At 41.5% G+C, this 24255-nt stretch carries 21 protein-coding genes and 2 pseudogenes; 17 read left to right on the forward strand and 6 right to left on the reverse strand.

Translation table 11 applies throughout. The annotated features are described in order from the left end of the window. Positions 1-284: 284 nt before the first annotated feature. The 11 genes from secA (at position 285) to AC4HAL_RS05680 (ending at position 12307) form a co-directional block, all read left to right on the forward strand. Complete coding sequence (gene secA / locus AC4HAL_RS05630; protein ID WP_491093362.1) at positions 285-2816, forward strand: preprotein translocase subunit SecA; 2532 nt, start codon at positions 285-287, stop codon at positions 2814-2816. Between the two features lie 126 nt (positions 2817-2942). Continuing rightward, on the forward strand, positions 2943-3974 hold the full coding sequence (locus AC4HAL_RS05635) for a 3-deoxy-7-phosphoheptulonate synthase (RefSeq protein WP_491093363.1): 1032 nt from the start codon (positions 2943-2945) through the stop codon (positions 3972-3974). A gap of 1 nt (position 3975) precedes the next feature. Beyond that, positions 3976-5034, forward strand: coding sequence for a 3-deoxy-7-phosphoheptulonate synthase (locus tag AC4HAL_RS05640; protein WP_491093364.1), 1059 nt, complete (start codon positions 3976-3978; stop codon positions 5032-5034). A gap of 50 nt (positions 5035-5084) precedes the next feature. Next, positions 5085-5435 (forward strand): holo-ACP synthase, encoded by a 351-nt coding sequence (gene acpS, locus AC4HAL_RS05645; RefSeq protein WP_447451907.1) that lies wholly within the window; start codon positions 5085-5087, stop codon positions 5433-5435. A 483-nt stretch (positions 5436-5918) separates the two neighbouring features. Further along, on the forward strand, positions 5919-7022 hold the full coding sequence (alr, locus tag AC4HAL_RS05650) for an alanine racemase (RefSeq protein WP_491093365.1): 1104 nt from the start codon (positions 5919-5921) through the stop codon (positions 7020-7022). Between the two features lie 64 nt (positions 7023-7086). After that, entirely contained in the window at positions 7087-9102 is a 2016-nt protein-coding gene (gene recG / locus AC4HAL_RS05655; protein ID WP_491093366.1) for an ATP-dependent DNA helicase RecG, read from the forward strand. Between the two features lie 420 nt (positions 9103-9522). Next, on the forward strand, positions 9523-9915 hold the full coding sequence (locus tag AC4HAL_RS05660) for a DUF5684 domain-containing protein (RefSeq protein WP_491093367.1): 393 nt from the start codon (positions 9523-9525) through the stop codon (positions 9913-9915). A 16-nt stretch (positions 9916-9931) separates the two neighbouring features. Continuing rightward, the gene (locus AC4HAL_RS05665) at positions 9932-10444 is read left to right on the forward strand and encodes a DUF2975 domain-containing protein (RefSeq protein ID WP_491093368.1); all 513 of its coding nucleotides are present in this window, start codon (positions 9932-9934) and stop codon (positions 10442-10444) included. A 12-nt stretch (positions 10445-10456) separates the two neighbouring features. Further along, a complete protein-coding gene (locus tag AC4HAL_RS05670) occupies positions 10457-10666 on the forward strand; it encodes a helix-turn-helix domain-containing protein (RefSeq protein WP_491093369.1) in 210 nt (69 codons plus the stop codon). Between the two features lie 498 nt (positions 10667-11164). Next, positions 11165-12079 carry an aldo/keto reductase gene (locus AC4HAL_RS05675; protein ID WP_491093370.1) on the forward strand — a complete coding sequence of 305 codons (915 nt, stop codon included), beginning with the start codon at positions 11165-11167 and terminating at the stop codon, positions 12077-12079. Positions 12080-12151: 72 nt separating this feature from the next. Next, positions 12152-12307, forward strand: a complete 156-nt coding sequence (locus AC4HAL_RS05680) for a hypothetical protein (RefSeq protein ID WP_491093371.1) — start codon at positions 12152-12154, stop codon at positions 12305-12307. 84 nt (positions 12308-12391) lie between these two features. On the opposite strand, the gene AC4HAL_RS05685 is transcribed toward AC4HAL_RS05680, so the two are convergent. Then, positions 12392-12535 carry a hypothetical protein gene (locus AC4HAL_RS05685; RefSeq protein ID WP_491093372.1) on the reverse strand — a complete coding sequence of 48 codons (144 nt, stop codon included), beginning with the start codon at positions 12533-12535 and terminating at the stop codon, positions 12392-12394. Positions 12536-12544: 9 nt separating this feature from the next. Then, positions 12545-13510: an asparaginase gene (locus AC4HAL_RS05690; RefSeq protein WP_491093373.1), complete on the reverse strand. Its 966-nt coding sequence runs from the start codon at positions 13508-13510 to the stop codon at positions 12545-12547. Positions 13511-13582: 72 nt separating this feature from the next. On the opposite strand from AC4HAL_RS05690, the gene AC4HAL_RS05695 reads away from it, so the two are divergent. Beyond that, positions 13583-14986 carry a Cof-type HAD-IIB family hydrolase gene (locus tag AC4HAL_RS05695; protein ID WP_491093374.1) on the forward strand — a complete coding sequence of 468 codons (1404 nt, stop codon included), beginning with the start codon at positions 13583-13585 and terminating at the stop codon, positions 14984-14986. Between the two features lie 173 nt (positions 14987-15159). On the opposite strand, the gene AC4HAL_RS05700 is transcribed toward AC4HAL_RS05695, so the two are convergent. After that, positions 15160-15609 (reverse strand): universal stress protein, encoded by a 450-nt coding sequence (locus tag AC4HAL_RS05700; protein ID WP_447451975.1) that lies wholly within the window; start codon positions 15607-15609, stop codon positions 15160-15162. A 296-nt stretch (positions 15610-15905) separates the two neighbouring features. On the opposite strand from AC4HAL_RS05700, the gene AC4HAL_RS05705 reads away from it, so the two are divergent. The 3 genes from AC4HAL_RS05705 to AC4HAL_RS05715 all read left to right on the forward strand — a co-directional run bounded on the left by AC4HAL_RS05705 (position 15906) and on the right by AC4HAL_RS05715 (position 18784). Continuing rightward, positions 15906-17120, forward strand: a complete 1215-nt coding sequence (locus AC4HAL_RS05705; RefSeq protein WP_491093375.1) for a pyridoxal phosphate-dependent aminotransferase — start codon at positions 15906-15908, stop codon at positions 17118-17120. Positions 17121-17357: 237 nt separating this feature from the next. Then, positions 17358-18140, forward strand: a complete 783-nt coding sequence (gene codY / locus AC4HAL_RS05710) for a GTP-sensing pleiotropic transcriptional regulator CodY (protein WP_447451919.1) — start codon at positions 17358-17360, stop codon at positions 18138-18140. 92 nt (positions 18141-18232) lie between these two features. Further along, positions 18233-18784, forward strand: a complete 552-nt coding sequence (locus tag AC4HAL_RS05715; protein ID WP_491093376.1) for a cysteine hydrolase family protein — start codon at positions 18233-18235, stop codon at positions 18782-18784. A gap of 732 nt (positions 18785-19516) precedes the next feature. On the opposite strand, the gene AC4HAL_RS05720 is transcribed toward AC4HAL_RS05715, so the two are convergent. Beyond that, complete coding sequence (locus tag AC4HAL_RS05720) at positions 19517-20065, reverse strand: TetR/AcrR family transcriptional regulator (RefSeq protein ID WP_491093377.1); 549 nt, start codon at positions 20063-20065, stop codon at positions 19517-19519. A 119-nt stretch (positions 20066-20184) separates the two neighbouring features. Between AC4HAL_RS05720 and AC4HAL_RS05725 the strand changes: the two genes are divergently transcribed. Both AC4HAL_RS05725 and AC4HAL_RS05730 read left to right on the forward strand, forming a co-directional pair. Then, the gene (locus AC4HAL_RS05725; protein WP_491093378.1) at positions 20185-20886 is read left to right on the forward strand and encodes an ABC transporter ATP-binding protein; all 702 of its coding nucleotides are present in this window, start codon (positions 20185-20187) and stop codon (positions 20884-20886) included. Between the two features lie 11 nt (positions 20887-20897). Continuing rightward, a complete protein-coding gene (locus AC4HAL_RS05730) occupies positions 20898-23531 on the forward strand; it encodes an ABC transporter permease (protein ID WP_491093379.1) in 2634 nt (877 codons plus the stop codon). A gap of 92 nt (positions 23532-23623) precedes the next feature. Here AC4HAL_RS05730 and AC4HAL_RS05735 read toward each other — a convergent pair. Together AC4HAL_RS05735 and AC4HAL_RS05740 are read right to left on the reverse strand one after the other, a co-directional pair. Beyond that, positions 23624-24127 (reverse strand): annotated as a pseudogene (locus AC4HAL_RS05735) (TraX family protein); the annotation flags it as partial. Positions 24128-24140: 13 nt separating this feature from the next. Further along, positions 24141-24255: pseudogene (locus tag AC4HAL_RS05740) on the reverse strand (IS982 family transposase); the annotation flags it as partial.

The raw sequence follows: 24255 nt of genomic DNA on the forward strand, positions 1-24255 counted from the left end.
ATGATTATGCTACGGTTAGGTAAACGTCACGAAATGTAGCAGGCAATCCCATTAATGCTATAGCTCGGTATTAAATGATTTTATTATCGACAAATTAATATCATAAAGAGAGCTATTTATGGGACAAATATAGAAGTTATAACAGACTCTCAAACTATTTTGTCATTAGCGTAACAAATACTATTTTGGGCTAATTATTTAGATGAGTCAGATTGGTTGAATTCTTGTATCAGTATGGCTTTTATGATAAAATATGGTGTTAGTGACTATCGAAAGGAAAAGAGATGGCAAATATATTACGCAAGGTCATTGAGAATGACAAAGGCGAACTTCGAAAATTAGAAAAAATAGCTAAGAAGGTTGAATCTTATGCGGATGACATGGAAGCATTGTCAGATTCAGAACTTCAAGGCAAAACAGAAGAATTTAAAAAGCGTTATCAAGATGGGGAGAGTCTTGATCATTTACTACCAGAAGCTTTTGCGGTTGTACGTGAAGGAGCGAAGCGAGTTTTAGGACTTTACCCTTACCGTGTTCAAATCATGGGAGGCATTGTTCTGCATAATGGGGATGTCCCAGAGATGCGTACCGGTGAAGGTAAAACGTTAACAGCGACTATGCCTGTATACCTCAATGCTTTATCTGGTGAAGGTGTGCATGTTATCACCGTCAATGAGTATCTTTCCGCCCGCGATGCAACTGAAATGGGTGAACTCTATAGCTGGTTGGGTCTATCAGTGGGGATTAATCTATCTTCTAAGTCTCCAGCTGAAAAGCGAGAAGCCTATAACAGCGATATTACCTATTCTACCAACTCAGAGGTTGGTTTTGACTATCTCCGCGATAACATGGTTGTCCGCAAGGAAGACATGGTTCAGCGCCCGCTGAATTATGCCTTAGTCGATGAAGTTGACTCTGTTTTGATCGATGAAGCGCGGACCCCCTTGATTGTATCAGGTCCTGTAAGCTCTGAAACCAGTGCACTCTACACGCGGGCTGATAGGTTTGTTAAAACACTAGAATCTGTTGACTATGCTATCGACGTTCCGTCAAAAACAATTGGTCTGATGGATTCTGGAATTGATAAGGCAGAAGACTTCTTTAACTTGGATAATCTCTACGATATTGAAAATGTTGCTCTGACTCACTATATCGATAATGCATTGAGAGCCAACTATATTATGAATCTCAATATGGACTATGTGGTTAGCGATGGAGAAGTTTTGATTGTCGATCAATTTACTGGCCGGACAATGGAAGGCCGCCGCTTTTCAGATGGTCTTCACCAAGCGATTGAAGCTAAAGAAGGTGTGCCAATTCAGGATGAGTCTAAGACATCAGCATCTATCACTTACCAAAATATGTTCCGGATGTACCGCAAACTTTCAGGAATGACGGGTACTGGTAAAACAGAGGAGGAAGAATTCCGTGAAATATATAATATGCGCGTTATTCCGATTCCGACTAATCGCCCCGTGCAGCGGATTGACCACCCTGATTTACTTTATGCGACAACAGAAGCTAAGTTTAGGGCAGTTATTGAAGATATTAAAGAGCGCCATGAAAAAGGACAGCCTATTTTGGTTGGTACCGTAGCTGTTGAGACTTCTGATTTTATTTCTCAAAAACTACAGAAGGCTGGGATCCCGCATGAGGTTTTGAATGCTAAGAACCACGAAAAAGAGGCCCAGATTATTATGAATGCTGGGCAGCGTGGTGCTGTTACGATTGCAACTAACATGGCTGGTCGTGGTACAGATATCAAGCTCGGTAAAGGCGTTGTAGAGCTAGGAGGCCTTTGTGTTATCGGTACAGAACGCCATGAAAGTCGCCGGATTGATAACCAGCTGCGGGGGCGTTCTGGTCGGCAAGGAGATGAGGGTGAGTCTCAATTTTACCTCTCCTTTGAAGACGATCTGATGAAGCGTTTTGGATCTGAGCGTGTCAAGTTCTTCTTGGAGAGACTCTCGCCAGAAGATGAGGATGTCGTAATCAAATCGCGTATGCTAACGAGGCAGGTAGAATCAGCGCAAAAACGGGTTGAAGGAAACAACTACGATATCCGTAAACAAGTTCTTCAATATGATGATGTCATGCGGGAGCAGCGTGAAATTATTTATGCTGAACGCTCTGATGTCATTACGGCTGAACGTGATTTAGGTCCTGAAATCAAGGCTATGATTAAGCGGACGATTGACCGAACAGTCGATGGTCACAGCCGTGGTGATGTAGATGAAGCTTTGGAAGCGATTTTGAATTTCGCTCATACTAATCTTTTGCCTGAGGATTCCCTAAGCTTGGATGACTTGGATGAGTGGACTTATGAAGAAATGAAAGATGAGCTCTATGAGCGAGCTCTTGATGTTTATGATTCGCAAATTGCTAAACTGCCAGATCAAGAATCTGTTGTTGAATTCCAAAAGGTTCTTATTCTTCGAGTTGTTGATAGCAAGTGGACAGATCATATCGATGCATTAGATCAGCTTCGTAATTCAGTAGGATTGCGTGGCTATGCTCAAAATAATCCGATTGTTGAATACCAATCAGAAAGCTTCCGCATGTTCAATGACATGATAGGTGCTATTGAATTTGATGTGACGCGTTTGATGATGAAGGCACAAATTCATCAGCAAGAGCGCGAAAAGACTACTGCTCATGCTCATACAACAGGGGCGGCTAACATTGCAGCACAGCGTCCACATCAGCTTGTTGATGATGCAGATCTTGACTTGACCAATGTCAAGCGTAATGATCCGTGTCCATGTGGTTCAGGTAAAAAATTTAAAAATTGTCATGGGCGTCAGCGAGCGGTTTAGAACTAATGAAATATTCTGATAATAGATTGAAATAAGCCTAGAAAGTGATATAATGGAGAAGTTATATCACTTTTATTTTCTCTAAATCCTGGGGAAAGATTTTATCAGTATTGAGGGAGGTACAGTATGGCATTTATACCGGTAAGCGATAAGATTGATATCGAAGACGTTCGGCAGCTGTCCAAATTAAGAGGAGAGGCTTTAGCGCGCAAGGAGCAGCGAGACAGAGAGCTCGAAGCAATTATTAAAGGAGAAGATGATCGTCTTCTTTTGGTTATCGGGCCATGTTCGTCTGATAATGAAGAGGCTGTTCTTGACTATGCCCACCGCTTAGCTGATTTGCAGGAAAAAGTTAAAGATCGCGTCTTCATGGTCATGCGAGTCTATACAGCTAAGCCCCGTACTAATGGTGACGGCTATAAGGGTTTAGTTCACCAACCGGATGCACAGGGTCAGCCTAATCTTATCAATGGTATTAAGGCAGTCCGTAATCTCCACTACCGTGTGATTACGGAAACAGGTTTGACAACGGCTGATGAAATGCTGTATCCAGAAAATCTGTCCTTGGTTGATGATTTAGTATCTTATATTGCCATCGGAGCTCGCTCAGTAGAGGATCAGCAGCACCGCTTTGTAGCCTCAGGTATTGATGTCCCTACAGGTATGAAGAACCCAACCTCTGGCAATTTAAAGGTCATGTTTAATGGAATGTATGCAGCCCAATCCAAGCAGAACTTTCTTTACAATGGGCAGGAAGTTAATACATCCGGCAATCCTTTGGCTCACGCTATTTTGCGTGGGGCTCTCAATGAAACAGGGAAAAATATCCCTAATTATTACTATGACGATCTTTTGGATACTATAAATCAGTATGAAAAATTGGGTTTAGAAAATCCTTTCATTATCATTGATACCAACCATGATAATTCCGGAAAACAGTACATGGAACAGGTGCGGATTGTCCGCCAAACACTTATTAACCGAGATTGGAATGACAAGATCAATCAGTATGTTCGAGGTTTTATGATTGAGTCCTACTTGGAAGATGGTCGTCAAGATGTACCAGATGTGTATGGGAAATCAATTACAGATCCTTGCTTAGGCTGGAGTAAGACAGCTGAGCTGGTTCAAGAAATTTATGAAACGCTAGGAAAATAATATGGGAATTCATCAAAAAAGCCAAAAAATCAATGTAGCAGAAGTTAAGCAACTTTCAAAGTTAGAAGGTGGTGCTTTAGCTAGGAAGCAGGCGCGTGATCAAGAATTAGAAGCTATTATCAAAGGTGAAGATAATCGCACGCTTCTAGTCATTGGACCGTGTTCATCCGATAATGAAGAGGCTGTTCTGGAATATGCCCGTCGTCTATCAGCCCTACAGGAAGAAGTTAAGGACCGTGTTTTCATGGTCATGCGGGTTTATACAGCTAAGCCTCGTACTAATGGGGATGGCTATAAAGGTCTTATTCATCAGCCTGATACTTCAAAATTGCCGGATTTAATCAATGGTATTGCAGCCGTCCGCAATCTTCACTACCGTGTCATTACTGAAACGGGTCTGACAACTGCTGATGAGATGCTCTACCCATCTAATTTACCCTTAGTTGATGATCTGGTTTCTTATCATGCGATTGGAGCGCGTTCAGTTGAAGACCAGGAGCATCGCTTTGTAGCCTCAGGTATTGATGTGCCGACTGGTATGAAAAATCCAACATCTGGTAATCTTAATATAATGTTTAATGCCATCTATGCCGCTCAGAATGAACAGAATTTTATCTACCATGATGCTGAAGTTGACACTGACGGAAATCCGCTGGCGCACGCTATTTTGCGAGGAGCGACCAATGAGCACGGTGAAAATGAACCAAACTTCTATTATGATATTTTGGTCAAATCAATTGAACGATATGAGCAGATGGGCCTGTCTCATCCTTTCATCCTAATTGATACTAATCATGATAATTCTGGTAAAAATTATTTAGATCAGATCCGTATTGTGCGCCAAACCTTGATAAATCGTGATTGGAATGATAAGATTAACCAGTATGTCCGAGGCTTTATGATTGAATCTTACTTGGAAGATGGCCGTCAGGACAAGCCAGAGGTCTTCGGGAAATCCATAACGGACCCTTGTCTGGGGTGGGATAAGACGGAGAAACTTATCCGTGAAATCCATCAAACTCTGGGTAAGAATTCATTTGAAGAAATGCTAAATGACTAAAGGGAGGAGAGCTGGGCAACTCGGCTCTTTTTCTATAGGGGGATTAGAAAATGATTATCGGCCATGGGATTGATCTGCAGGAAATTTCTAAGGTTCAAGAAGCATACGAAAAAAATCCAGTTTTTGCCAAAAAAGTACTGACAGATTTAGAATTTGAGCGTTTCAGCGACTTGAGCGGACAGCGGCAAATGGAATATTTGGCTGGTCGTTGGTCTGCTAAAGAAGCTTTTGCAAAAGCGTGGGGAACCGGTATTGGTAAGTTACGTTTCCATGATATTGAGATTGCGACCAATGAAAAGGGGGCTCCTATTATCAGCAGTTCGGTTTTTTCAGGCCGCAGTTATGTTTCTATTTCACACAGTGGCAATTTTGTACAAGCTAGTGTAATTTTGGAGTCTTAATGCTTCTAGCAAGTGAGAGCTACAGTAAGATAAACATGGCTCTTAGAATTTTGTGAGAAACGCAGCAAATAGTCCGTTTCATGTTAGTAAGATTCAATTGTGCTAGGTGGATCAGGTTGGAGATGAGATGAACAGCCTTCATCACATGAGTCTGGGAGACCTTTGGAGGTTGGAAGTAAGATGAAGAATGTTCCTCACATTCGTTTAGGCTTTTCCGCTTTAGCCTTGCGGCAAAGGGAAAGCCAGCAGTGATTCATTGGTACTAAAGAACCAACTGTACAGGGGTAAGACCAAGCTGGCGTTGCTAACATTCTTGCTTCCAACCACTGCATCAAGAGTTTATTCTAAAATAAGAATACTGGACAAGTTTTTGCCCAGCCTCTGTCCGGCATCTGATTTTTGGGTGCCTTACCTGTTAGTCTTTCTTTCTCAGTGTTTTGATTTTGGCAATATCTGTTATAAATAAGTGAGGTTTTAATTAGCATGATTTCAAGTTTGCACCGGCCGACCTTGGCCAAGGTTGATTTGTCAGCCATTTCATCCAATATTGAGCAGGTTCAGCACCATATTCCCAAAGGGGTAATGACTTACGCAGTTGTTAAGGCTAATGCTTACGGTCATGGAGCTGTTGCTGTTGCCAGTCATATTCAGACTATGGTGGACGGTTTTTGTGTCTCTAATATTGATGAAGGAATCGAGTTACGTCAAGCAGGTGTCCGCAAGCCGATTTTGATTTTGGGTGTTGTTCTGCCAGATGAGGTAGCATTGGCACGAGATTACCGCTTGACGTTAACAGTAGCAAGTTTAGAATGGTTGCACTTAGCTCAAGATAAGAAAATCGATCTAAATGGCTTAACTGTACATATTAAGGTTGATTCTGGCATGGGGCGGATTGGTGTTCGTAGTCTAGCAGCTGCTAATCAACTGATTGCTGGTCTGCAAGAAGCTGGAAGCTATGTCCAAGGTGTTTTTACGCACTTCGCAACGGCCGATGAATATAAGGATAGTAAATTTCAAGAGCAACTCACTTTCTTTAAAGAAATACTAGCTGGACTGGCTTATTGCCCAGAAATTATCCATGCCAGTAATTCAGCTACGAGTCTCTGGCATGGAGAGGGAATTTTTACTGCTGTTCGCCTAGGTCTTATTATCTACGGCCTCAACCCCAGCGGGCAGGTTTTGGAATTGCCTTATGCTGTCAAGCCAGCATTGAGTCTGGAATCGGAATTGGTCCATGTCAAGCAAGTACCAGAGGGAAGTGATATTGGCTATGGAGCAACTTATACGGTTCGTCAGGAAGAGTGGATCGGTACTCTGCCACTTGGTTATGCGGATGGTTGGACGCGCGATATGCAAGATTTTAATGTCCTCATTGACGGTCAAAGCTGTCCGATTGTCGGCCGTGTTTCTATGGATCAGATTACAGTCAAATTACCCCAGGCTTATCCTTTAGGAACAAAGGTAACTCTGATTGGAAGCAACGGTGGTGCTACTATTACTGCAACGGATGTCGCTAAACAGCGGGGAACTATCAATTATGAAGTTCTCTGTTTGCTCAGTGACCGTATCCCACGCGAATATGAATAAAAGAATAAAACAGAGCCCTAGCTTGTGATAATCACTACAGGGTTCTTTTTGTTATAATAGGGATATGTTATTAAGTGAACCAATTGCAGCACTTAAGGGGTTTGGACCGAAGTCTGCAGAAAAATTTACAAAATTGGGTCTTTATACTATCGGTGATTTATTACTTTACTATCCTTTTCGCTATGAAGACTTTAAAAGCAAGTCTGTTTTTGAACTGGTAGACGGTGAAAAGGCGGTTATTACAGGGACAGTTGTGTCACCTGCTAATGTCCAATATTATGGTTTTAAGCGCAACCGTCTCTCTTTTAAGATTAAGCAGGGAGAAGTTGTTATTGCGATTAGTTTTTTCAACCAGCCTTATCTAGCAGACAAGATTATCTTGGGGCAAGAGGTAGCTGTTTTTGGCAAATGGGATGCGCTTAAGTCCTCTGTAACAGGTATGAAAGTTTTGGCACAGGTCGAAGATGATATGCAGCCCGTTTATCATCTAGCTCAAGGTGTTTCACAAACGGCTCTTATCAAGGCGATTAAGGCAGCTTTTGATAGTGGTGCTCTGACAGCCTTGCCAGAAAATTTACCGAGTATTTTGTTAGATAAATATCGACTTTTGGATCGTCAAAGTGCAGTGCGTGCCATGCATTTTCCCAAGGACTTAGCAGAGTATAAGCAGGCCTTGCGCCGAATTAAGTTTGAGGAGCTATTTTATTTCCAACTCAATTTGCAGATGTTAAAGTCGGAAAATAAGTCGGAAAGCAACGGTTTAGCTATTGTCTACGATGGCGAGAAGGTGGAAAAGCAGATTGCCAGCTTGCCTTTTGCCTTGACAGAAGCGCAAAAGCGTAGTCTGTCGGAGATTTTGCAGGATATGCGCTCGGGTGCCCACATGAATCGGCTCTTGCAGGGGGATGTCGGTTCAGGAAAGACAGTCATTGCCAGCCTAGCCATGTATGCTGCTTATACAGCTGGTTTGCAGTCAGCACTCATGGTTCCTACGGAAATTTTGGCTCAGCAGCATTTTGAAAGCCTAGTCACCCTTTTTCCCAGTCTAAATATTGCCTTGTTGACCTCAGGAATGAAACCAGCTGTAAAAAAAGCAGCTCTAACTGCAGTTGCCGATGGATCGGTTGATATGGTTGTTGGAACACATGCTTTGATTCAAGATAGTGTCACCTACCACAGATTGGGTCTGGTTATTACGGATGAGCAGCACCGTTTTGGTGTAAATCAACGCCGAATCTTCCGTGAGAAAGGGGATAATCCCGACGTTCTTATGATGACGGCGACTCCTATCCCTAGAACTCTAGCTATTACGGCTTTTGGTGAAATGGATGTGTCGGTTATCGACCAAATGCCAGAAGGACGTAAACCTATCATTACTCGCTGGGTCAAACATGAGCAGCTAGACACCGTTTTAAATTGGCTTAAGGGTGAATTGAATCAGGCAGCTCAGGCTTACGTTATTTCACCTTTAGTTGAAGAATCTGAGAGTATGGATTTGAAAAATGCAGTGGAACTGCACCAAGAATTAATAAACTTTTTCGATGATGATCTTAAAATTGCTCTTGTACACGGACGTATGAGGAATGACGAAAAAGAAGCAATTATGCAAGATTTTAAAGATGGACATTCTCAGATTTTGGTTTCAACGACAGTTATTGAGGTGGGCGTTAATGTCCCCAATGCTACAGTTATGATTATTATGGATGCTGATCGCTTTGGACTCAGTCAACTTCATCAGTTACGTGGACGTGTCGGTCGTGGACACAAGCAATCTTATTGTATATTGGTTGCTAATCCTAAAAATGATGTCGGTAAGCGCCGCATGTCGGCTATGTGTGAGACGACTGATGGTTTTGTTCTGGCTGAGGAAGACCTTAAGATGCGAGGTTCCGGGGAAATTTTTGGCACACGTCAATCTGGAATTCCTGAATTTCAGGTTGCCGATATTGTTGAGGATTATAATATCCTAGAAGAGGCGCGCAAAGTCGCCAGTCAGATTGTTCAAGATACTCATTGGCAGGAAGACCCACGTTGGCAGATCTTATTGCCCCATTTGAAAGAGACAGGGAACTTTGACTGATAGCAATTAATTTTAGCTACCAACACCGGATGAATTCACTTTCTAAAGTCCGGTTTGTTCCTTGGCGCTAATAGGTACAAGAAGAGGCTGGCGAAACTCGTCCAGTCTTCTTATTTTAAAATGAATTCTTACTCCTGCACAGTTCATTAGCTGATGAACCACTGCTGGCTGATTTTCGTTTTGCCACATGAGGTCTGAGGAGAGATCATTTCAGGTTTCCATCTTAAAATTAGGACGTGGAGAGAGCCAAAATTTTCAATTTTTAGGTTGATCCCACTTCCTTTTTTTATTCTCAACAAAAAAATATCAAAAAACGATAAAAATTATTGACAAACAGCTTTCTGTGTTGTAATATAAAAATATCGAAATACGATAATTATATTCCGAAAAAGAGAAATATTAGTCATAAGGAGAATCAACATGGAAACCATTTATACGAATCAAGATCTTATTGCTTTAGCTGGCTATGCCATCGCGCTTGGCATTGGCCTAGCCTTTATCTTGATGGAAGTCATTGTCAATGCTGTTCTCTTTCAGAGAGCAGGAGAATCTTGGTGGAAGGCGATCATCCCCTTTTATAATAGCTTTACCAAGCATAAAATCAGCTTTGGCGAAGAAAATAAGTGGTTCTGGTTCCTCCTCATTTTTGGGATATATGACCTCTACACGAATTTTTCTTATGTAAGAAGCTATGGCAAGAGCTTAGGTTTCTGCGTCTTTGCTGTGATTCTGCGGCCGATTGCTAGCCTCGTCATGCTTATACAAGGAGATCGCTACCAAGGTCCACGCCCGCATGTTTTGAGAAGTCTGTAGTTAAAGGAGAAAGATTATGACTAAACAAACTAAATTTATTAAAGCTATTTATTATTTTGTAAACTTGATGTTGGGATTTAACTACTTTGCCTTTGGTTTTCTGATTTTGACTGGTGTGATTGCTGTAGTAGTGCCGCCAGTTAGAGACTATGTCGGTGCGGCATTAGCAAGAGAAAATTTTCATACCTCTTTCTTAAGCATTAGCCTAGCCGCGATCGCTGTCCTCTTTAACTTTGTCTTAATCGTATTGGTTCTTAGGGGGATTAAGCAATTTTTGAGAAACCTTCTTAATGATCATATTTTTACTGAGCAAAATGTTACATTAGCCCGTCGTACGAGTCTCTACTTATTTTTGATGTCCTTTTATACAGGGGATTCAGGTATTATCAATTTCAGTATCAATGCTCACTATAATGATATTTCAATGTTTGACTTTAGTTATATCTTAGCTGCGCTTTTGGTCTGGGTGATTTCTGTTGTACTTGAAAGAGCTGTTGTTATCGCCAAAGAAAATGAATTTACGATATAGGAGGTCAGTCCATTGATTATTGTTAATTTAGATGTCGAGCTGGCCAGAAAAAAGATGAAATCGGGGGACTTGGCTGAGCGTATCGGCATTACACCTGCCAATCTCTCTATCCTTAAGACGGGGAAAGCCAAGGCTATCCGCTTTTCGACCCTAGAAGCCATTTGCCGAGAATTAGACTGTCAACCGGGAGATATCCTAGAGTATCGTCCAGATGATGAATAATTAAGAGGTTGAGACAAAAGGTCTCAGCCTTATTTATTTGGTCCATTTTATTTGCTAGGCGCAGAGGTTGGTTGGATATTCTTATCTTGGGGCGCTTTCCTATTTTTAGGCGCCCCCTTAAATAGTCCACTGGACTGTTTAACTCCCCCCAAGTGATAGCTCCAACAGTTTGGGGAACCGTTGGAGGTTATCTAATGTGATGAACTTGCTGTTCATCTCATTTCCAACCTCAAAAGGTCTAGTAGACCTTTTTAATTGAGAAATAAAGCCTGTAAAGCAAGTGTCAAAATGCTCCAGTGGAGTTTGGATAGCCTGCCACCTAAAAACAGGAAAGTGGCAGAGGACTGAGCCTTAAAATAAGAGAGCGAGGAAAATCAAAATCGTGATTTTATCACGATTTACTGATTGAGTCCCACTCTCTTTTACAGCAGAGATTTGAAATCGCTTACATATTTGTATATACTACATACTAGTAATCTTATAGTGAGGTAGGAACTAATGAAGCAGATAATCGGACAAACTGGTCTTGAAGGCTCTCGAATTGCTCTTGGCTGTATGCGAATGGCCGGGCTGGAAACTGCGGAAGCCGAGCATGTAATTGCCATGGCTTTTGAGAGCGGTATTAATTTTTTTGACCATGCGGATATCTACGGTGGCGGTCAATCAGAAGAGCGTTTTCGTGAGGCTCTAGCCAATCTAAATATCAAGCGGGAAGACATTATTTTACAGTCTAAGTGCGGGATTCGAAAAGGCTATTTTGATTTTTCGAAAGAGCATCTTTTAGCTTCTGTTGATGGGATTCTAAAGCGCTTGGGTACGGATTATTTAGATATTTTGGTGCTTCATCGGCCTGATGCTTTGGTTGAGCCAGAAGAGGTAGCAGAAGCTTTTGATCGTCTGCGCGAATCTGGCAAGGTTAAACATTTTGGTGTTAGCAATCACAATCGCTATCAGATGGAGCTCCTGCAGGCCTATCTCAAGGAGCCCTTGGCAGTCAATCAAATGCAGCTTTCTCCAGCACATACTCCTATGATTGATGCGGGACTCAATGTTAATATGGCCAACTCTGCTAGTATCGACCGTGATAATGGCACCATTGAATACTGCCGTCTTAATAAGGTCACCCTGCAAGCCTGGTCCCCTTTTCAGATTGATCTTGGTCGAGGATTGTTTATGGGGAATGCTGATTATAAAGAGCTGACGCAAACGATTGAGGCTTATGCCAGACAGTATCAGGTCTCCACAGAAGCGATTATCGTGGCTTGGATCCTGCGTCATCCTGCTAAGGTCCAAACGATTGTTGGTTCTATGAATCCTAAGCGTTTAGTGCGAATCACTCAGGCTGAAGAATTTCAGCTCACACGCTCCGAATGGTATGAAATTTATAGAAGTGCGGGTAATAGCTTGCCTTAAGAGTAATAGCAAAACACTTCTGTTGAAATCTAGTAAACTAGAAACAGAAGTGTTTTTGTTATAGTAGAAAAAGTGTACTCGTTAGAAACTAAATTAGCCTGTATCGAGATGAAGAAAGCAGGCAAGTCCAATAAGGCTATCATGGAGACTTTGGGAATTAAGAATGATAGTCAAATCTACACTTGGATGGGATGGCACGAGGACAAAGCACTGCACCGTCTTCATTAGTCTGTAGGGAAACAATATATTTAAGGGTAAAGGGCTGGAAACCGTTTGCTATAGAAAAAATCTGGAATCCGAGTAATCCAGATTTTATTTTGACTTTTTGGCCCAGCAAATGAAGGCTGTCGATGCTAGGATTGCTCCATAAAATAATAAGTGGGTTTTAGAGAGTTCTAGTTGGTAATCAAATTTAGTATCCTTTGACTTATCGTACGATGAGATGGTCAATTTCATAATTTCCTCCTATCCTTCAATATAATCTTTTAAAGCTTGCCCAGACAGACCGACGTTGAGGGCGATGAGCAATTTGAGCCGAGCTTTAGGAGCGTTGAGTTCTTTAACAAACATAACGCCAGACTCAGCCAGCCAGACTCCACCACCTTCATAAGCGTAAACGGGTTCAGCAATTCCGTTGAAACAGCGGGAAACAAGGACAACCGGAATGCCGTTGGTCATTAAGCTTTCTAGCTCATGGGCGGCTTCTGGGGGCAGATTGCCTGCCCCCAGTGCTTCGATAACTACCCCGTTAATTTTTTGAGGATCTAGCAAGCTGATAATACCGTCGCCCACTCCCATACCGGCATAGGCCTTGATAATAGGAACGGTACCTGTAATACTGTCTAAGTCAAAACGTACACGTGGTCCAGCTGTTTTGAAAAAGAGAATATCGTGCTTCATGATAATACCAAGCGGTCCGTGGGTAGGTGTATTAAATGTGGCAAGGTTGGTTGTGTGCGTTTTGGTTACATATTTAGCAGCGTGAATCTCATCATTCATGACAACCAGTACGCCTTTATCCGCTGCTTTGTCATGACTGGCTACACGAATAGCGGATAGGTAGTTATAAATACCATCGCTTCCTAATTCGTTGGATGAGCGCATAGCTCCAGTCAAAACGATAGGAAGGGCAGGAAGAGCCATGGTATCCAAGAAATAAGCTGTTTCTTCTAAAGTATCTGTTCCGTGTGTAATCACGACACCATCAAACTGGTTAGCGCATTCTCTGACTTTGTGATAGATAGCCAACATGTGGTAAGGAGTCATGTGAGGACTGGGGATATTTAAAAAATCGATAATGGTTAGATCCAGATTAGCTAAATCAAGACCAACATGGTTCATGGGATTATCGTCACTGGGATTGATTTGGCCAGTGTCATCAGCCTGCATGGAAATGGTACCGCCTGTATGGATAACAAGGATTTTTTTCATCTGTCTGAATTTTCTTTCCAAAATTGTGTTATAATTTATTCTAACATAAATCATATGAAAGGAGCCTGTGGTTTGGCGATTCGGGCGGTTTTTTTCGACATAGACGGTACACTCTTGAACGATCGTAAAAATGTGTCACGTTCGACACAAAAGGCAATTTCAGAGCTTAAAAATCAAGGGATTTTAGTCGGTGTGGCTACGGGTCGAGGACCTGCTTTTGTCGGTCCTTTTATGGAGAATCTTGGTCTGGATTTTGCGGTTACCTACAATGGTCAATACATTTTCACTCGTGATAAGATTATCTACCAAAATCAACTGCCTAAATCTACCGTCTACCGCCTGATCAAATATGCTCAAGAACGCCGTCGGGAGGTTTCTTTGGGGACCTCTCTGGGACTTTTGGGCTCCAATATTATCAATATGGGAACCAGCCGTTTCGGTCAGGTTGTTAGTCGTCTAGTTCCTAAGAAGCTGACTAAGCTAGTTGAGCGCAGCTTCAAGAATATTATTCGTCGAATCAAACCGCAGAATTTGGAGGCCCTCAAAACGATTATGAGGGAACCTGTTTATCAGGTTGTTATGGTTGCAACAGAAGGGGAAACGACAAAAATCCAAGAGCGATTTCCCCATATTAAAATTACCCGCTCCAGTCCTTATTCAGCCGATTTAATTTCTCAAGGACAGTCTAAGATCAAGGGGATTAAACGTTTAGGGCTGCAGCTGGGTTTTGATTTATCAGAGGTTATGACCTTTGGTGATTCGGAGAATGATATTGAGATGCTAGTGGGCTCTGGTATCGGTATTGCTATGGGAAATGCGACGGAGGCTGTGAAGCAGGTCGCTTATTATATCACGGATTCTAATAATCAAGATGGTATTGCCAAGGCCTTATCCCACTATGGTCTTATTCATTTAGATAGTGAAAATGACTTTCTGTCTTCTGATGAGAATTTCAATAAGGTACGTGATTTTCATCGACTTATGGATGGAGAAGTCAACAATACTCCCCGTGTTTATGAGCTGACTGAAGCAGGTCACCGCGCTGATTTTAAACTAGAAGAAATTGTCGAATTTGTCTATGCTGCCAGTCATAATCAGGAGGAATTTGAACAGGCAATTTCTAAACTTCATCAAGCGATTGATAAAGCGGCAAACAAGGTGCAAGCTAAGGATCATCCTGAAAGCCCTCTGATTGGGCAAGTTGATGCTTTAGTAGATCTGCTGTATCTGACTTATGGTTCTTTCGTCCTTATGGGAGTGGATCCGAATGCTATTTTTGATATTGTCCACGGTGCTAATATGGGAAAGACTTTTCCAGATGGTAAAGCACATTTTGATCCTGTGACGCACAAGGTCTTGAAGCCCTCTGATTGGGAAGAACGCTTTGCACCTGAACCTGCTATTAAACAAGAAATTGATCGGCAACTGCAAAAAGCTCTCAATCGCCAGAATAACCGTGAATCTAGGGGAGACTGAGATTTCCATTATTAAGGAGTTAGAAAAGCTTTCCCCATTTTTATTTTAATTCTGGTCAAACTGTGAACAAAAATTCAACTCAGTATCCATGCAAAAATTCGGCATTCAAAAACACTCCTAAGTAAGATAGCTTATCAAACCTAAGGAGTGTTATTTGCTTTTTGAGTAATGGACTAAAGTGTTTTTTGTTCATCACGGACAACTAGGATATCAACCTTAGCATGGCGCATGATATACTCTGAAGACGAACCGATCAGTAAGCGTTCAAAGCTATTTAGTCCTGTTGCTCCCAGAAGAATCAAGTCCGCTTTTTCTTGTTCAGGGATATCAACGGCTAACAGGCGTTTAGGATTCCCGAATTCGACGACCTTGCGAACATCTTTTACTCCAGCTTCTTTGGCAGTTTGGGTGTAGCTATCTAGCAATGTATCCGCCTCTTTTTCAAGGTTTTCATAAGTGAAGGTATCAACGGCTGCGACATTTTGAATGGCGCGTGTGTCAATAACGTGTGCTAGAATTAATTCAGCTCCGTTTCGTTTGGCAACAGCTATACCTTTTTTGAAGGCTAATTCAGCCTGTTTAGAACCATCAACGGCAACGAGGATATGTTTATATGCTTGAATCATAAGTTTGACCTCCAGTGTTCTTACTTCTGCGCCCTTATTATACTCTTTTTTCATACTTTATGAAAGCGATTACTGGAATTTTCCGAAATTTTTTATATACCTTACCTAATCTTCTCCCGAAGCTAAAAAGATTAAGGTATTACAATCAGTATAAAAACCTAGATGTGGAAGCTAAGAGAAGTAGGGGGTAGACAGCATTGGCCTTTTTGTTCTGGTAGGAGTTAAGGTTTTTACCGTATTTATTTCAATTTTTTGACAATTTAAGCTATAATAGAGCAACAGAGGTTACAAGTATGAAACAGTATGATAAGTCGGTCAAGTTAGAACATGTGGCCTACGATATTCGTGGACCCGTCTTAGATGAGGCTAATCGCATGATAGCCAATGGCGAAAAAATTCTTAGGCTCAATACAGGAAATCCAGCAGCTTTTGGTTTTACTGCTCCTGACGAAGTCATTCAGGATCTGATTGCCAATGTTCGTAACAGTGAGGGTTATTCTGATTCCAAGGGGATTTTTTCAGCTCGTAAGGCTATCATGCAGTACTGCCAGACTAAGGGATTCCCATCAGTTACCATTGATGATATTTACATCGGCAATGGGGTGTCGGAACTTATCTCTATGTCTCTACAAGCGCTTCTTGATGAAGGAGATGAGGTGCTAGTACCTATGCCTGATTACCCTCTGTGGACTGCTTGTGTCAGTTTGGCAGGTGGGAAAGCCGTCCATTATATATGTGATGAGCAGGCTAGCTGGTATCCTGATATTAATGACATCAAATCAAAAATTAGCTCTAACACAAAGGCCATCGTCGTTATCAATCCAAATAATCCGACGGGAGCTCTCTATCCCAAGGATATCTTAGAAGAACTTGTTGATATTGCGCGGCAAAACGATTTGATCATTTTTGCGGATGAAATATACGACCGTTTAGTTATGGATGGGGCTCGGCACACGGCCATCGCCAGTCTGGCGCCGGATGTGTTCTGTGTGTCCATGAATGGCCTTTCCAAATCCCACCGTATCTGTGGTTTTCGTGTTGGTTGGATGGTGCTGTCAGGCCCCAAGGAGCCTGTTAAGGGGTATATTGAAGGCCTCAATATGCTGGCTAATATGAGACTTTGCTCTAATGTCTTGGCTCAGCATGTCGTTCAGACCTCTTTGGGAGGTTACCAATCAGGTGATGAACTGCTGGTACCAGGTGGTCGTATTTACGAGCAGCGAGAGTTCATTACTAGGGCTATCAACGATATTCCCGGCCTGTCAGCAGTCAAACCCCAAGCAGGTCTCTATATTTTTCCTAAAATTGACCAAAGTATGTACCGGATTGATGATGATGAAGAATTTGTTCTGCAATTGTTGAAACAAGAGAAGGTTATGCTGGTTCCTGGTAAAGGCTTTAACTGGAATAAACCCGATCATTTCCGAATTGTCTATTTACCAAGAGTTGAAGAATTGTCAGAGGTACAAGAAAAAATTACCCGTGTTTTAGCGCAGTACAAACGTTAGTGACTTTGAAAAGTGGAGTTGGATCCAAGATCTGGCTCTATTTTTTAGGTATTAGAAGGGAGATTTTTAGCATCAATGAGGGATTTTATAGATAGAATCCGAACATTATAGGAGAAGCAGATTGAAATTGCTTATAATTTTGGAATAATAAGCAATATTCTGATAATTGTTTGCAATTTACTAGGGCCTCTGATATAATGGGGGAAATGAACGAATAAAAGAAGGAAAAATGATGCTATGAGCTTATTAGAAAAAACTAGGAAAATCACTTCCATTTTGCAACGCTCAGTTGATAGTTTGCAGGAGGATCTGCCTTACAATATTATGGCCATGCAGTTAGCAGATATTATTGACTGTAACGCCTGTATTGTTGATGGTGGCGGAACCCTTTTAGGGTACGCCATTAAGTATAAGACTAATACAGACCGTGTTGAAGAAATCTTTGATGCTAAACAGTTTCCAGATGATTACCTGCGTGGGATTAGTCGAGTTTATGACACGGAAGCTAATATTCCAGTTAGCAGTGAGTTAACAATCTTTCCAGTTGAATCAAGGGATATTTATCCTAATGGACTGACAACGCTAGCGCCGATTTACGGCGGAGGCATGCGTCTAGGTTCTTTGATTATCTGGCGGAATGACAATGAGTTTACTGAGGATGATTTGGTCCTAGTTGAAATCGCGGCAACCGTTGTTGGGATTCAATTGCTCAATCTGCAAACAGAGAATCTAGAGGAAACCATTCGTAAGCAGACAGCGGTGAATATGGCGATTAATACGCTATCTTATTCGGAGATGAAGGCTGTCGCGGCTATTCTCAATGAACTAGGTGGTGTTGAGGGCCGCTTGACTGCTTCGGTTATTGCCGATCGTATCGGGATTACTCGTTCGGTTATTGTCAATGCTTTACGGAAATTGGAAAGTGCTGGAATTATTGAAAGCCGTTCCTTGGGGATGAAGGGAACATATCTTAAAGTTATCAACGAAGGTATCTTTGACAAAATTAAAGAATTTGAATAAGCTAAAGGGGCTGGGGCAAAGGTGTCCCGCTCCCTTTTTATATAATCATATAACGATATAGCTAAACTGGGATTTAGAAAGTAGGAGTGAAAATGACTAAAGCACTGATTTCAATTGATTATACATATGATTTTGTGGCGGATGATGGCAAACTGACAGCAGGTCAGCCTGCTCAGGCTATTGAAACAGCCATTGCTGCCAAAACTCAGGCTGCCTATGAGGCTGGTGATTATATTTTCTTTGCCATTGACGGCCATGATGAGGGAGATACTTTTCATCCCGAAACCAAACTTTTTCCACCCCACAATATCAAGGGGACCGGCGGACGCAAGCTCTATGGTCAGCTGGCTGAAGTTTATGAAGCTATCAAAGATGACAGTCGGGTTTTCTGGCTGGATAAGCGCCACTATTCGGCTTTTACGGGAACCGATCTGGATATCCGCCTGCGTGAGCGTCGGGTGACAAAGATTGTTTTGACGGGTGTTTTGACGGATATCTGCGTCCTTCATACAGCTATTGATGCTTATAATCTGGGTTATGATATTGAGATTCCTGCTTCCTGCGTGGCAAGCCTGACTCAAGAAAATCATCAATTTGCCCTTGATCATTTCAAGAATGTCTTAGGGGCGACTGTTACAGAATGACAGATTAGAGATCGAATCGCTATTTAAGTGATCACTAGGGGTACAATTTTCAGTAAGCTTTACCCTACTGAGTGCTATAATTTTAGACTTTGGGCAATACTTCCCTTCTTTAGTAAACACAAAAATAACCAACTGGATCTCAGATGGAAAAATTCCTGATGTCTAGTTGGTCGTTTGAGTATGTGTCTGACTTAACTTAATGACATTGGATTTATACGCAATCTTCAGAGATTCCCATACTTTATGGGTGAAGACAAAGCCATTATAGTTGTTTGTCCAAGCCTCTCTTTTAGATGAAACTGTCTTCTTGAATCTTATAAAAGGAGTGGCGGGAAAAGATAAGGAGGGCTGCAAGGAATATCAGCCAGATAGTTATTAAGATAGGGTTAATCGCTGAGGCAGGGAATGAGACTAAGGGACTTTTGAGCAGAATAGTGGTTGCTATTAGAAGGAACAGTAGGGCCAGTAAGGAAAGTTTGTTGCTTACCCTTATCACAGATTCTCTATCTTCTCGAATATTTATAGTCAGTACTGGACTGGTAAATCCTAAGATATCTTTGACATAGCCAGTGTGTTCGCCAGCCGATACAGAGCATTCCCTTGGCTTAATGATTGTCAGCCGGCCAAGATTTTTATTGTCAAGTATGAGAAAGAGTGGGCTTCGGTCGTTGAAAAGACTGATGTTTCGATGGATAGATAGCCTTGCCATAATGTTACCTCCATTATTTATGATTATTTTTGATAAAATCCTCGGACAACTAGAATCATATCTGCAATGTCTTGGGGGGCTTCTTGAGCACCCGTTAGCATCCAATGAGCATAGATACTCTCAATGCTGGCAACATAAGTTGTCAGCCTATAATCTTTGGGCAGGGGTAGATCTGGGTTGACCACATCATAAAAGAGGGAGGAGTCGCTTTCAACCAGCTCAGTGATGAACTGGCGTGTTTTCTGAGAAAAATTTACCGGTGCTATGTCAATGATGAGTTTAATAAATTCTTGCTGGCTTTGCAGGTAATTGAGGCTGTGAATGAGTTTTTCTTCTATACTGGCAGGATCATCATGCAATTCTTTTAGGAGGTGGTCAGTTATCTCATGCATAAGCTTTTCAATCAAGTCATATTTATCTTGATAATGAAGGTAAAAAGTGCTGCGGTTGATGTGGGCTTTCTCAGTGATTTGACGGATAGTAATATCTCCAAATGCTTTCTTTTCTAGCAGCAGCTCGGTAATAGCTGCTTTTATTTTGGCCCTACTTTGTGTGTGACGTTTTTGAGTCATAGGATATCCTCTCTTTAAATAGACAAAGGTCTATATAATGCTGCTTGTTTTTCACTTTAGTCTATTATATACTAAAGGAAAGGTTAAAGCAACAACTGTCTAAATAAGGAGGTGGTTAGATGAGTTATGTTGAAATGAAACATTCTTATAAGCGTTATCAGATGGGAGAAAGAGAAGTCGTCGCCAATAACGATATCAGTTTTGAGATTAATAAAGGAGAGTTGGTTATTGTCTTAGGAGCTTCTGGCGCTGGTAAATCAACGATTCTTAATATTCTTGGCGGCATGGATACGAATGATGGAGGAGAAGTTTGGATTGATGGTAACAATATCGCAACTTACAGTCCAAAAGAGTTAACGACTTATCGCCGAAATGATGTTGGTTTTATCTTTCAATTTTATAACTTGGTTCCCAATCTGACTGCTAAAGAAAATGTAGAACTGGCTTCAGAGATAGTATCTGATGCCAAAGATGCTGCCGCAACCCTAGAGGGAGTTGGACTTGGAAGTCGATTAGATCATTTTCCTGCCCAGCTGTCTGGTGGCGAGCAACAGCGGGTATCTATTGCCCGTGCCTTGGCTAAAAATCCTAAGTTACTTCTATGTGACGAACCTACAGGAGCTCTGGACTATCAAACAGGTAAGCAGATCCTAAAACTCTTGCAGAATATGTCTCGTCAAAGAGGGGCCACTGTTATAATTGTCACGCATAACTCGTCCTTGGCGCCGATTGCTGACAGAGTGATCTATCTGCATGATGCCAAGGTTAGTAAGATTACCTGCAATGATCAGCCTTTAGATATTGATAATCTGGAGTATTAAGGGGTGATTTTATGAGAAAAAAGATTTACTGGGAAACGATCTGGAAGGCCTTGTTGGGATCAAAAGGCCGCTTTCTTTCCATTATGCTTTTGATGTTTTTGGGATCGTTTACCTTTATCGGTTTAAAAGCAACAAGACCCAATATGCACGGGCGAGCTGATGCGTATCTGCAGGCCCATCGAACAGCAGATTTATTTGTAACAGCCAGTCATGGTTTTAGTCAGGCTGATCAGGAAGAGTTAGAGCATGTTGATGGTGCTAAGGTAGAGTTTGGGAAAGTAACAGATGTGACGATTGAGGATACCGACAATGCTGTGAGGGTATTTTCCAATAGTCAGTCAATCTCAACCTACCAATTAGAATCAGGTAACTTGCCCAAGAAAAAGAATGAGATTGCTTTGACTTCTCCTTTGAGAAAGAAGTATAAATTGGGTGATACATTATCTTTTCAGCTTTCTGAGAAGTCTAATTTGGTAGAAAAAGATTTCAAAATAGTCGGTTTCATCAAGTCATCTGAAATTTGGTCTAACTTAAATTTAGGATCATCGACAGCAGGAGATGGTAATCTGACAAGTTATGGTGTTGTGAATTCCTCAGCCTTTGCGAATAGCACCAATACTTTGGCTAGAATTCGCTATGACCGACTGAAAAAGCTTAATCCTTTTTCTAATGGTTACACTAAAAAAGTGAATAGTTATCAAGACGCGTTAGATACAGTGTTAGAGGATAATGGCCAAAAGCGTCTGGCAGACTTGAAAAAGGCACCGCAGAAAAAAGTTGACCAAAGTAAAATAGCCTTGGCTGACGCAAAAAAGAAGCTGCAAGAAAGTACAGCTGCTCTAGCATCAGCACCTCCTTATCAGCAAGAGTTGGCTCAGCAGTCTATTAGTCAAGCGCGCCAATCAATCGCTCAAAAGGAGCAGCAGATTCAAAAAGCTCAGGCTCAAATTGATGCCATGCCAAAACCAATCTATAATACTTATACACGTTCGACCATGCTGGGCGGAGAAGGTTATACGGTCTATTCTGCCAATGCAGATAGTATGGGCAATCTTGGCAATATTTTTCCCATTGTGCTCTATGGTGTTGCTGCCTTAGTTACTTTTACGACGATGACTCGGTTTGTTGATGAGGAGAGAACCAACTCAGGTTTACTGATAGCCTTAGGTTATACGAAACAGGATGTTATCCGGATATTTCTTATTTATGGTTTTGTAGCTAGTATGCTAGGCAGTCTCTTAGGCATTATCGGAGGACATTATCTGCTTTCGCGTATTGTTCTGCAGATTTTTACAGGGAATATGGTCTTGGGCGCTCCCCACTTATCTTTTTATTGGTCCTATACCTTAATCGCTGTTTTGTTAGGCTTGGCAAGTGCTGTTTTACCAGCTTATCTTATTGCCAGTAAAGAGCTGAATGAAAAACCAGCTCAGTTGCTGCTGCCTAAGCCGCCTGTGCGGGGTTCGAAGATCTTATTAGAGCGGATAGGATTTATGTGGCGGCATTTGAGTTTTACTCATAAAGTGACAGTTCGTAATATTTTTCGCTATAAGCAGCGGATGCTGATGACGATTTTAGGGGTGGCAGGTTCGGTTGCGCTTCTTTTTGCAGGCTTAGGAATTCAGTCTTCTTTAGGAAAGGTGATTAGGGAACAATTTACGCAGTTGACGCCTTATCATCTGGTAGCTATGAAAAAGGAGGGGGTTGAAAGCGATGATAGCTTAACAAACTTTTTAAGATCAAAAGACGTTGAGCGTTATCAGAGTATTTACTATACACACTTGACTGAGGAGGTTCCTCAGTTAAAAGACAGGCAGAGTATTGCTGTTATGGCAACGGATGGGAACAACTTTGATGACTTTGTTCGTTTAAAGGATGCTCGTACTAATCAAGCCTTGAAATTACCTAAGCATGGTGTTATTATCTCTGAAAAATTAGCCCGCTTTTATAAGGTCGATGAGGGTAAAAGCTTTTATCTTAAGGATAGTGATGGTAAGAAGCGCCGTATTAAGGTTGCTGCTATTGCCAAGATGAATGTCGGCCATTATTTGTTTATGACTCGGTCAACTTATCGAGATATTTTTGATCAACATCCCGATGATAACGCTTATTTTATCAATTTAAAAGATGATTCCTCTTCCCATATTAAGAATATATCAACGAAATTACTGGCTATGAATGAGGTTGCATCGGTGACTCAAAATACATCTCGAATGAAGATGATTAAAACAATTGTTACCTCTTTGAATGCAGCCATGCTTGTTCTCGTTGTTAATACAGTTCTTTTGGCCCTTGTTATTCTTTATAACTTGACTAATGTCAATATTGTTGAACGTATTAGAGAATTATCCACGGTAAAGGTTCTTGGTTTTTACAATAGTGAGGTTACCTTGTATATTTATCGCGAAACGATGGTGCTTTCCATGGTAGGAATTGCTTTAGGATTCTTAGCAGGTCATTATTTGCATCAAGTTATCATGGAGATGATTGGTTCTGACAATGTATTATTTGGGACAAACGTTGGTATTCAGGTCTATGTGATCCCAATCGTTTTTATCTGTTTTATTCTTGTGGGATTAGGGGTATTTGTTCACTATCGGCTCAAATATCTTGATATGCTGGAAGCTTTACAGGCAGCAGAGTGATAGGCCAGCAGAAGTGTTGGTGATATCATCCTCTCTGCAGGTTAAAAGAGGTTGGGAACGTTCCCAACCTCTTTATGATGTGCAAGATTCATTTACAAGAAGAAAGCTAGTATATGCAAGACCCAGAGATGGGCAGGGTAAAAGATGTAGAAAAACCATCTGTGGATAGGCTTAGTGCTGCCTTTTTGCCCGTTATAGAAAAATAGGAAGGGAAGGAAGAGGAAGCTCATAGCATCGCTGTTGTAACAAAACATCTCAAACCAAACGCCCAGACTTGGATAATGACTGATATTAAGGTCTGGCCCCATTATGATAAAGAGCAAGACGCTCCATAATCCAAAGACGAGCAGCTGCCTTTTAGGACTGCCGTAGAATCCCCAAAAAATCAGCATAAGAAAGAGAATTGGGACACCGCCTTCCAGTGTCAGGCTGAGGTGCTGGCCAAGAGGCAGACCGATAAGCGATAGGAAAAGTCCCATGATGAAAATCACTGTTCCCAAGATAAAATTAAGGATGCGCTGATTGGTGGAGTCTTTAGCTTTTTGCCAAAAATAGATCATGCTGTAACCTAAAGCGAGGGTTAAAAAAATATTATCTACACCCGTGGTGCTAGTTAAAAAATCTTAAGTTATAGGTAAAGATTGCCTGCTCTAACCATAGTTCTAGACCTTTTAAGCTTCTCACCAATGGTCTTTCGATATCAAACTCAGAACATAAAACTGAA

The organism is Streptococcus sp. ELY_125, from assembly GCF_058314535.1.

Bases quoted from the DNA above. Each gene is read 5' to 3' on its own strand.
- AC4HAL_RS05635 (WP_491093363.1), top strand. From the start codon at position 2,943: ATGGCATTTATACCGGTAAGCGATAAGATTGATATCGAAGACGTTCGG.
- AC4HAL_RS05690 (WP_491093373.1), bottom strand. From the start codon at position 13,510: ATGAAAAAAATCCTTGTTATCCATACAGGCGGTACCATTTCCATGCAG.
- AC4HAL_RS05715 (WP_491093376.1), top strand. From the start codon at position 18,233: ATGACTAAAGCACTGATTTCAATTGATTATACATATGATTTTGTGGCG.
- AC4HAL_RS05675 (WP_491093370.1), top strand. From the start codon at position 11,165: ATGAAGCAGATAATCGGACAAACTGGTCTTGAAGGCTCTCGAATTGCT.
- AC4HAL_RS05685 (WP_491093372.1), bottom strand. From the start codon at position 12,535: ATGAAATTGACCATCTCATCGTACGATAAGTCAAAGGATACTAAATTT.
- AC4HAL_RS05660 (WP_491093367.1), top strand. From the start codon at position 9,523: ATGGAAACCATTTATACGAATCAAGATCTTATTGCTTTAGCTGGCTAT.
- AC4HAL_RS05725 (WP_491093378.1), top strand. From the start codon at position 20,185: ATGAGTTATGTTGAAATGAAACATTCTTATAAGCGTTATCAGATGGGA.
- AC4HAL_RS05705 (WP_491093375.1), top strand. From the start codon at position 15,906: ATGAAACAGTATGATAAGTCGGTCAAGTTAGAACATGTGGCCTACGAT.
- secA (WP_491093362.1), top strand. From the start codon at position 285: ATGGCAAATATATTACGCAAGGTCATTGAGAATGACAAAGGCGAACTT.
- AC4HAL_RS05640 (WP_491093364.1), top strand. From the start codon at position 3,976: ATGGGAATTCATCAAAAAAGCCAAAAAATCAATGTAGCAGAAGTTAAG.
- AC4HAL_RS05665 (WP_491093368.1), top strand. From the start codon at position 9,932: ATGACTAAACAAACTAAATTTATTAAAGCTATTTATTATTTTGTAAAC.
- AC4HAL_RS05730 (WP_491093379.1), top strand. From the start codon at position 20,898: ATGAGAAAAAAGATTTACTGGGAAACGATCTGGAAGGCCTTGTTGGGA.
- acpS (WP_447451907.1), top strand. From the start codon at position 5,085: ATGATTATCGGCCATGGGATTGATCTGCAGGAAATTTCTAAGGTTCAA.
- alr (WP_491093365.1), top strand. From the start codon at position 5,919: ATGATTTCAAGTTTGCACCGGCCGACCTTGGCCAAGGTTGATTTGTCA.
- codY (WP_447451919.1), top strand. From the start codon at position 17,358: ATGAGCTTATTAGAAAAAACTAGGAAAATCACTTCCATTTTGCAACGC.
- recG (WP_491093366.1), top strand. From the start codon at position 7,087: ATGTTATTAAGTGAACCAATTGCAGCACTTAAGGGGTTTGGACCGAAG.
- AC4HAL_RS05720 (WP_491093377.1), bottom strand. From the start codon at position 20,065: ATGACTCAAAAACGTCACACACAAAGTAGGGCCAAAATAAAAGCAGCT.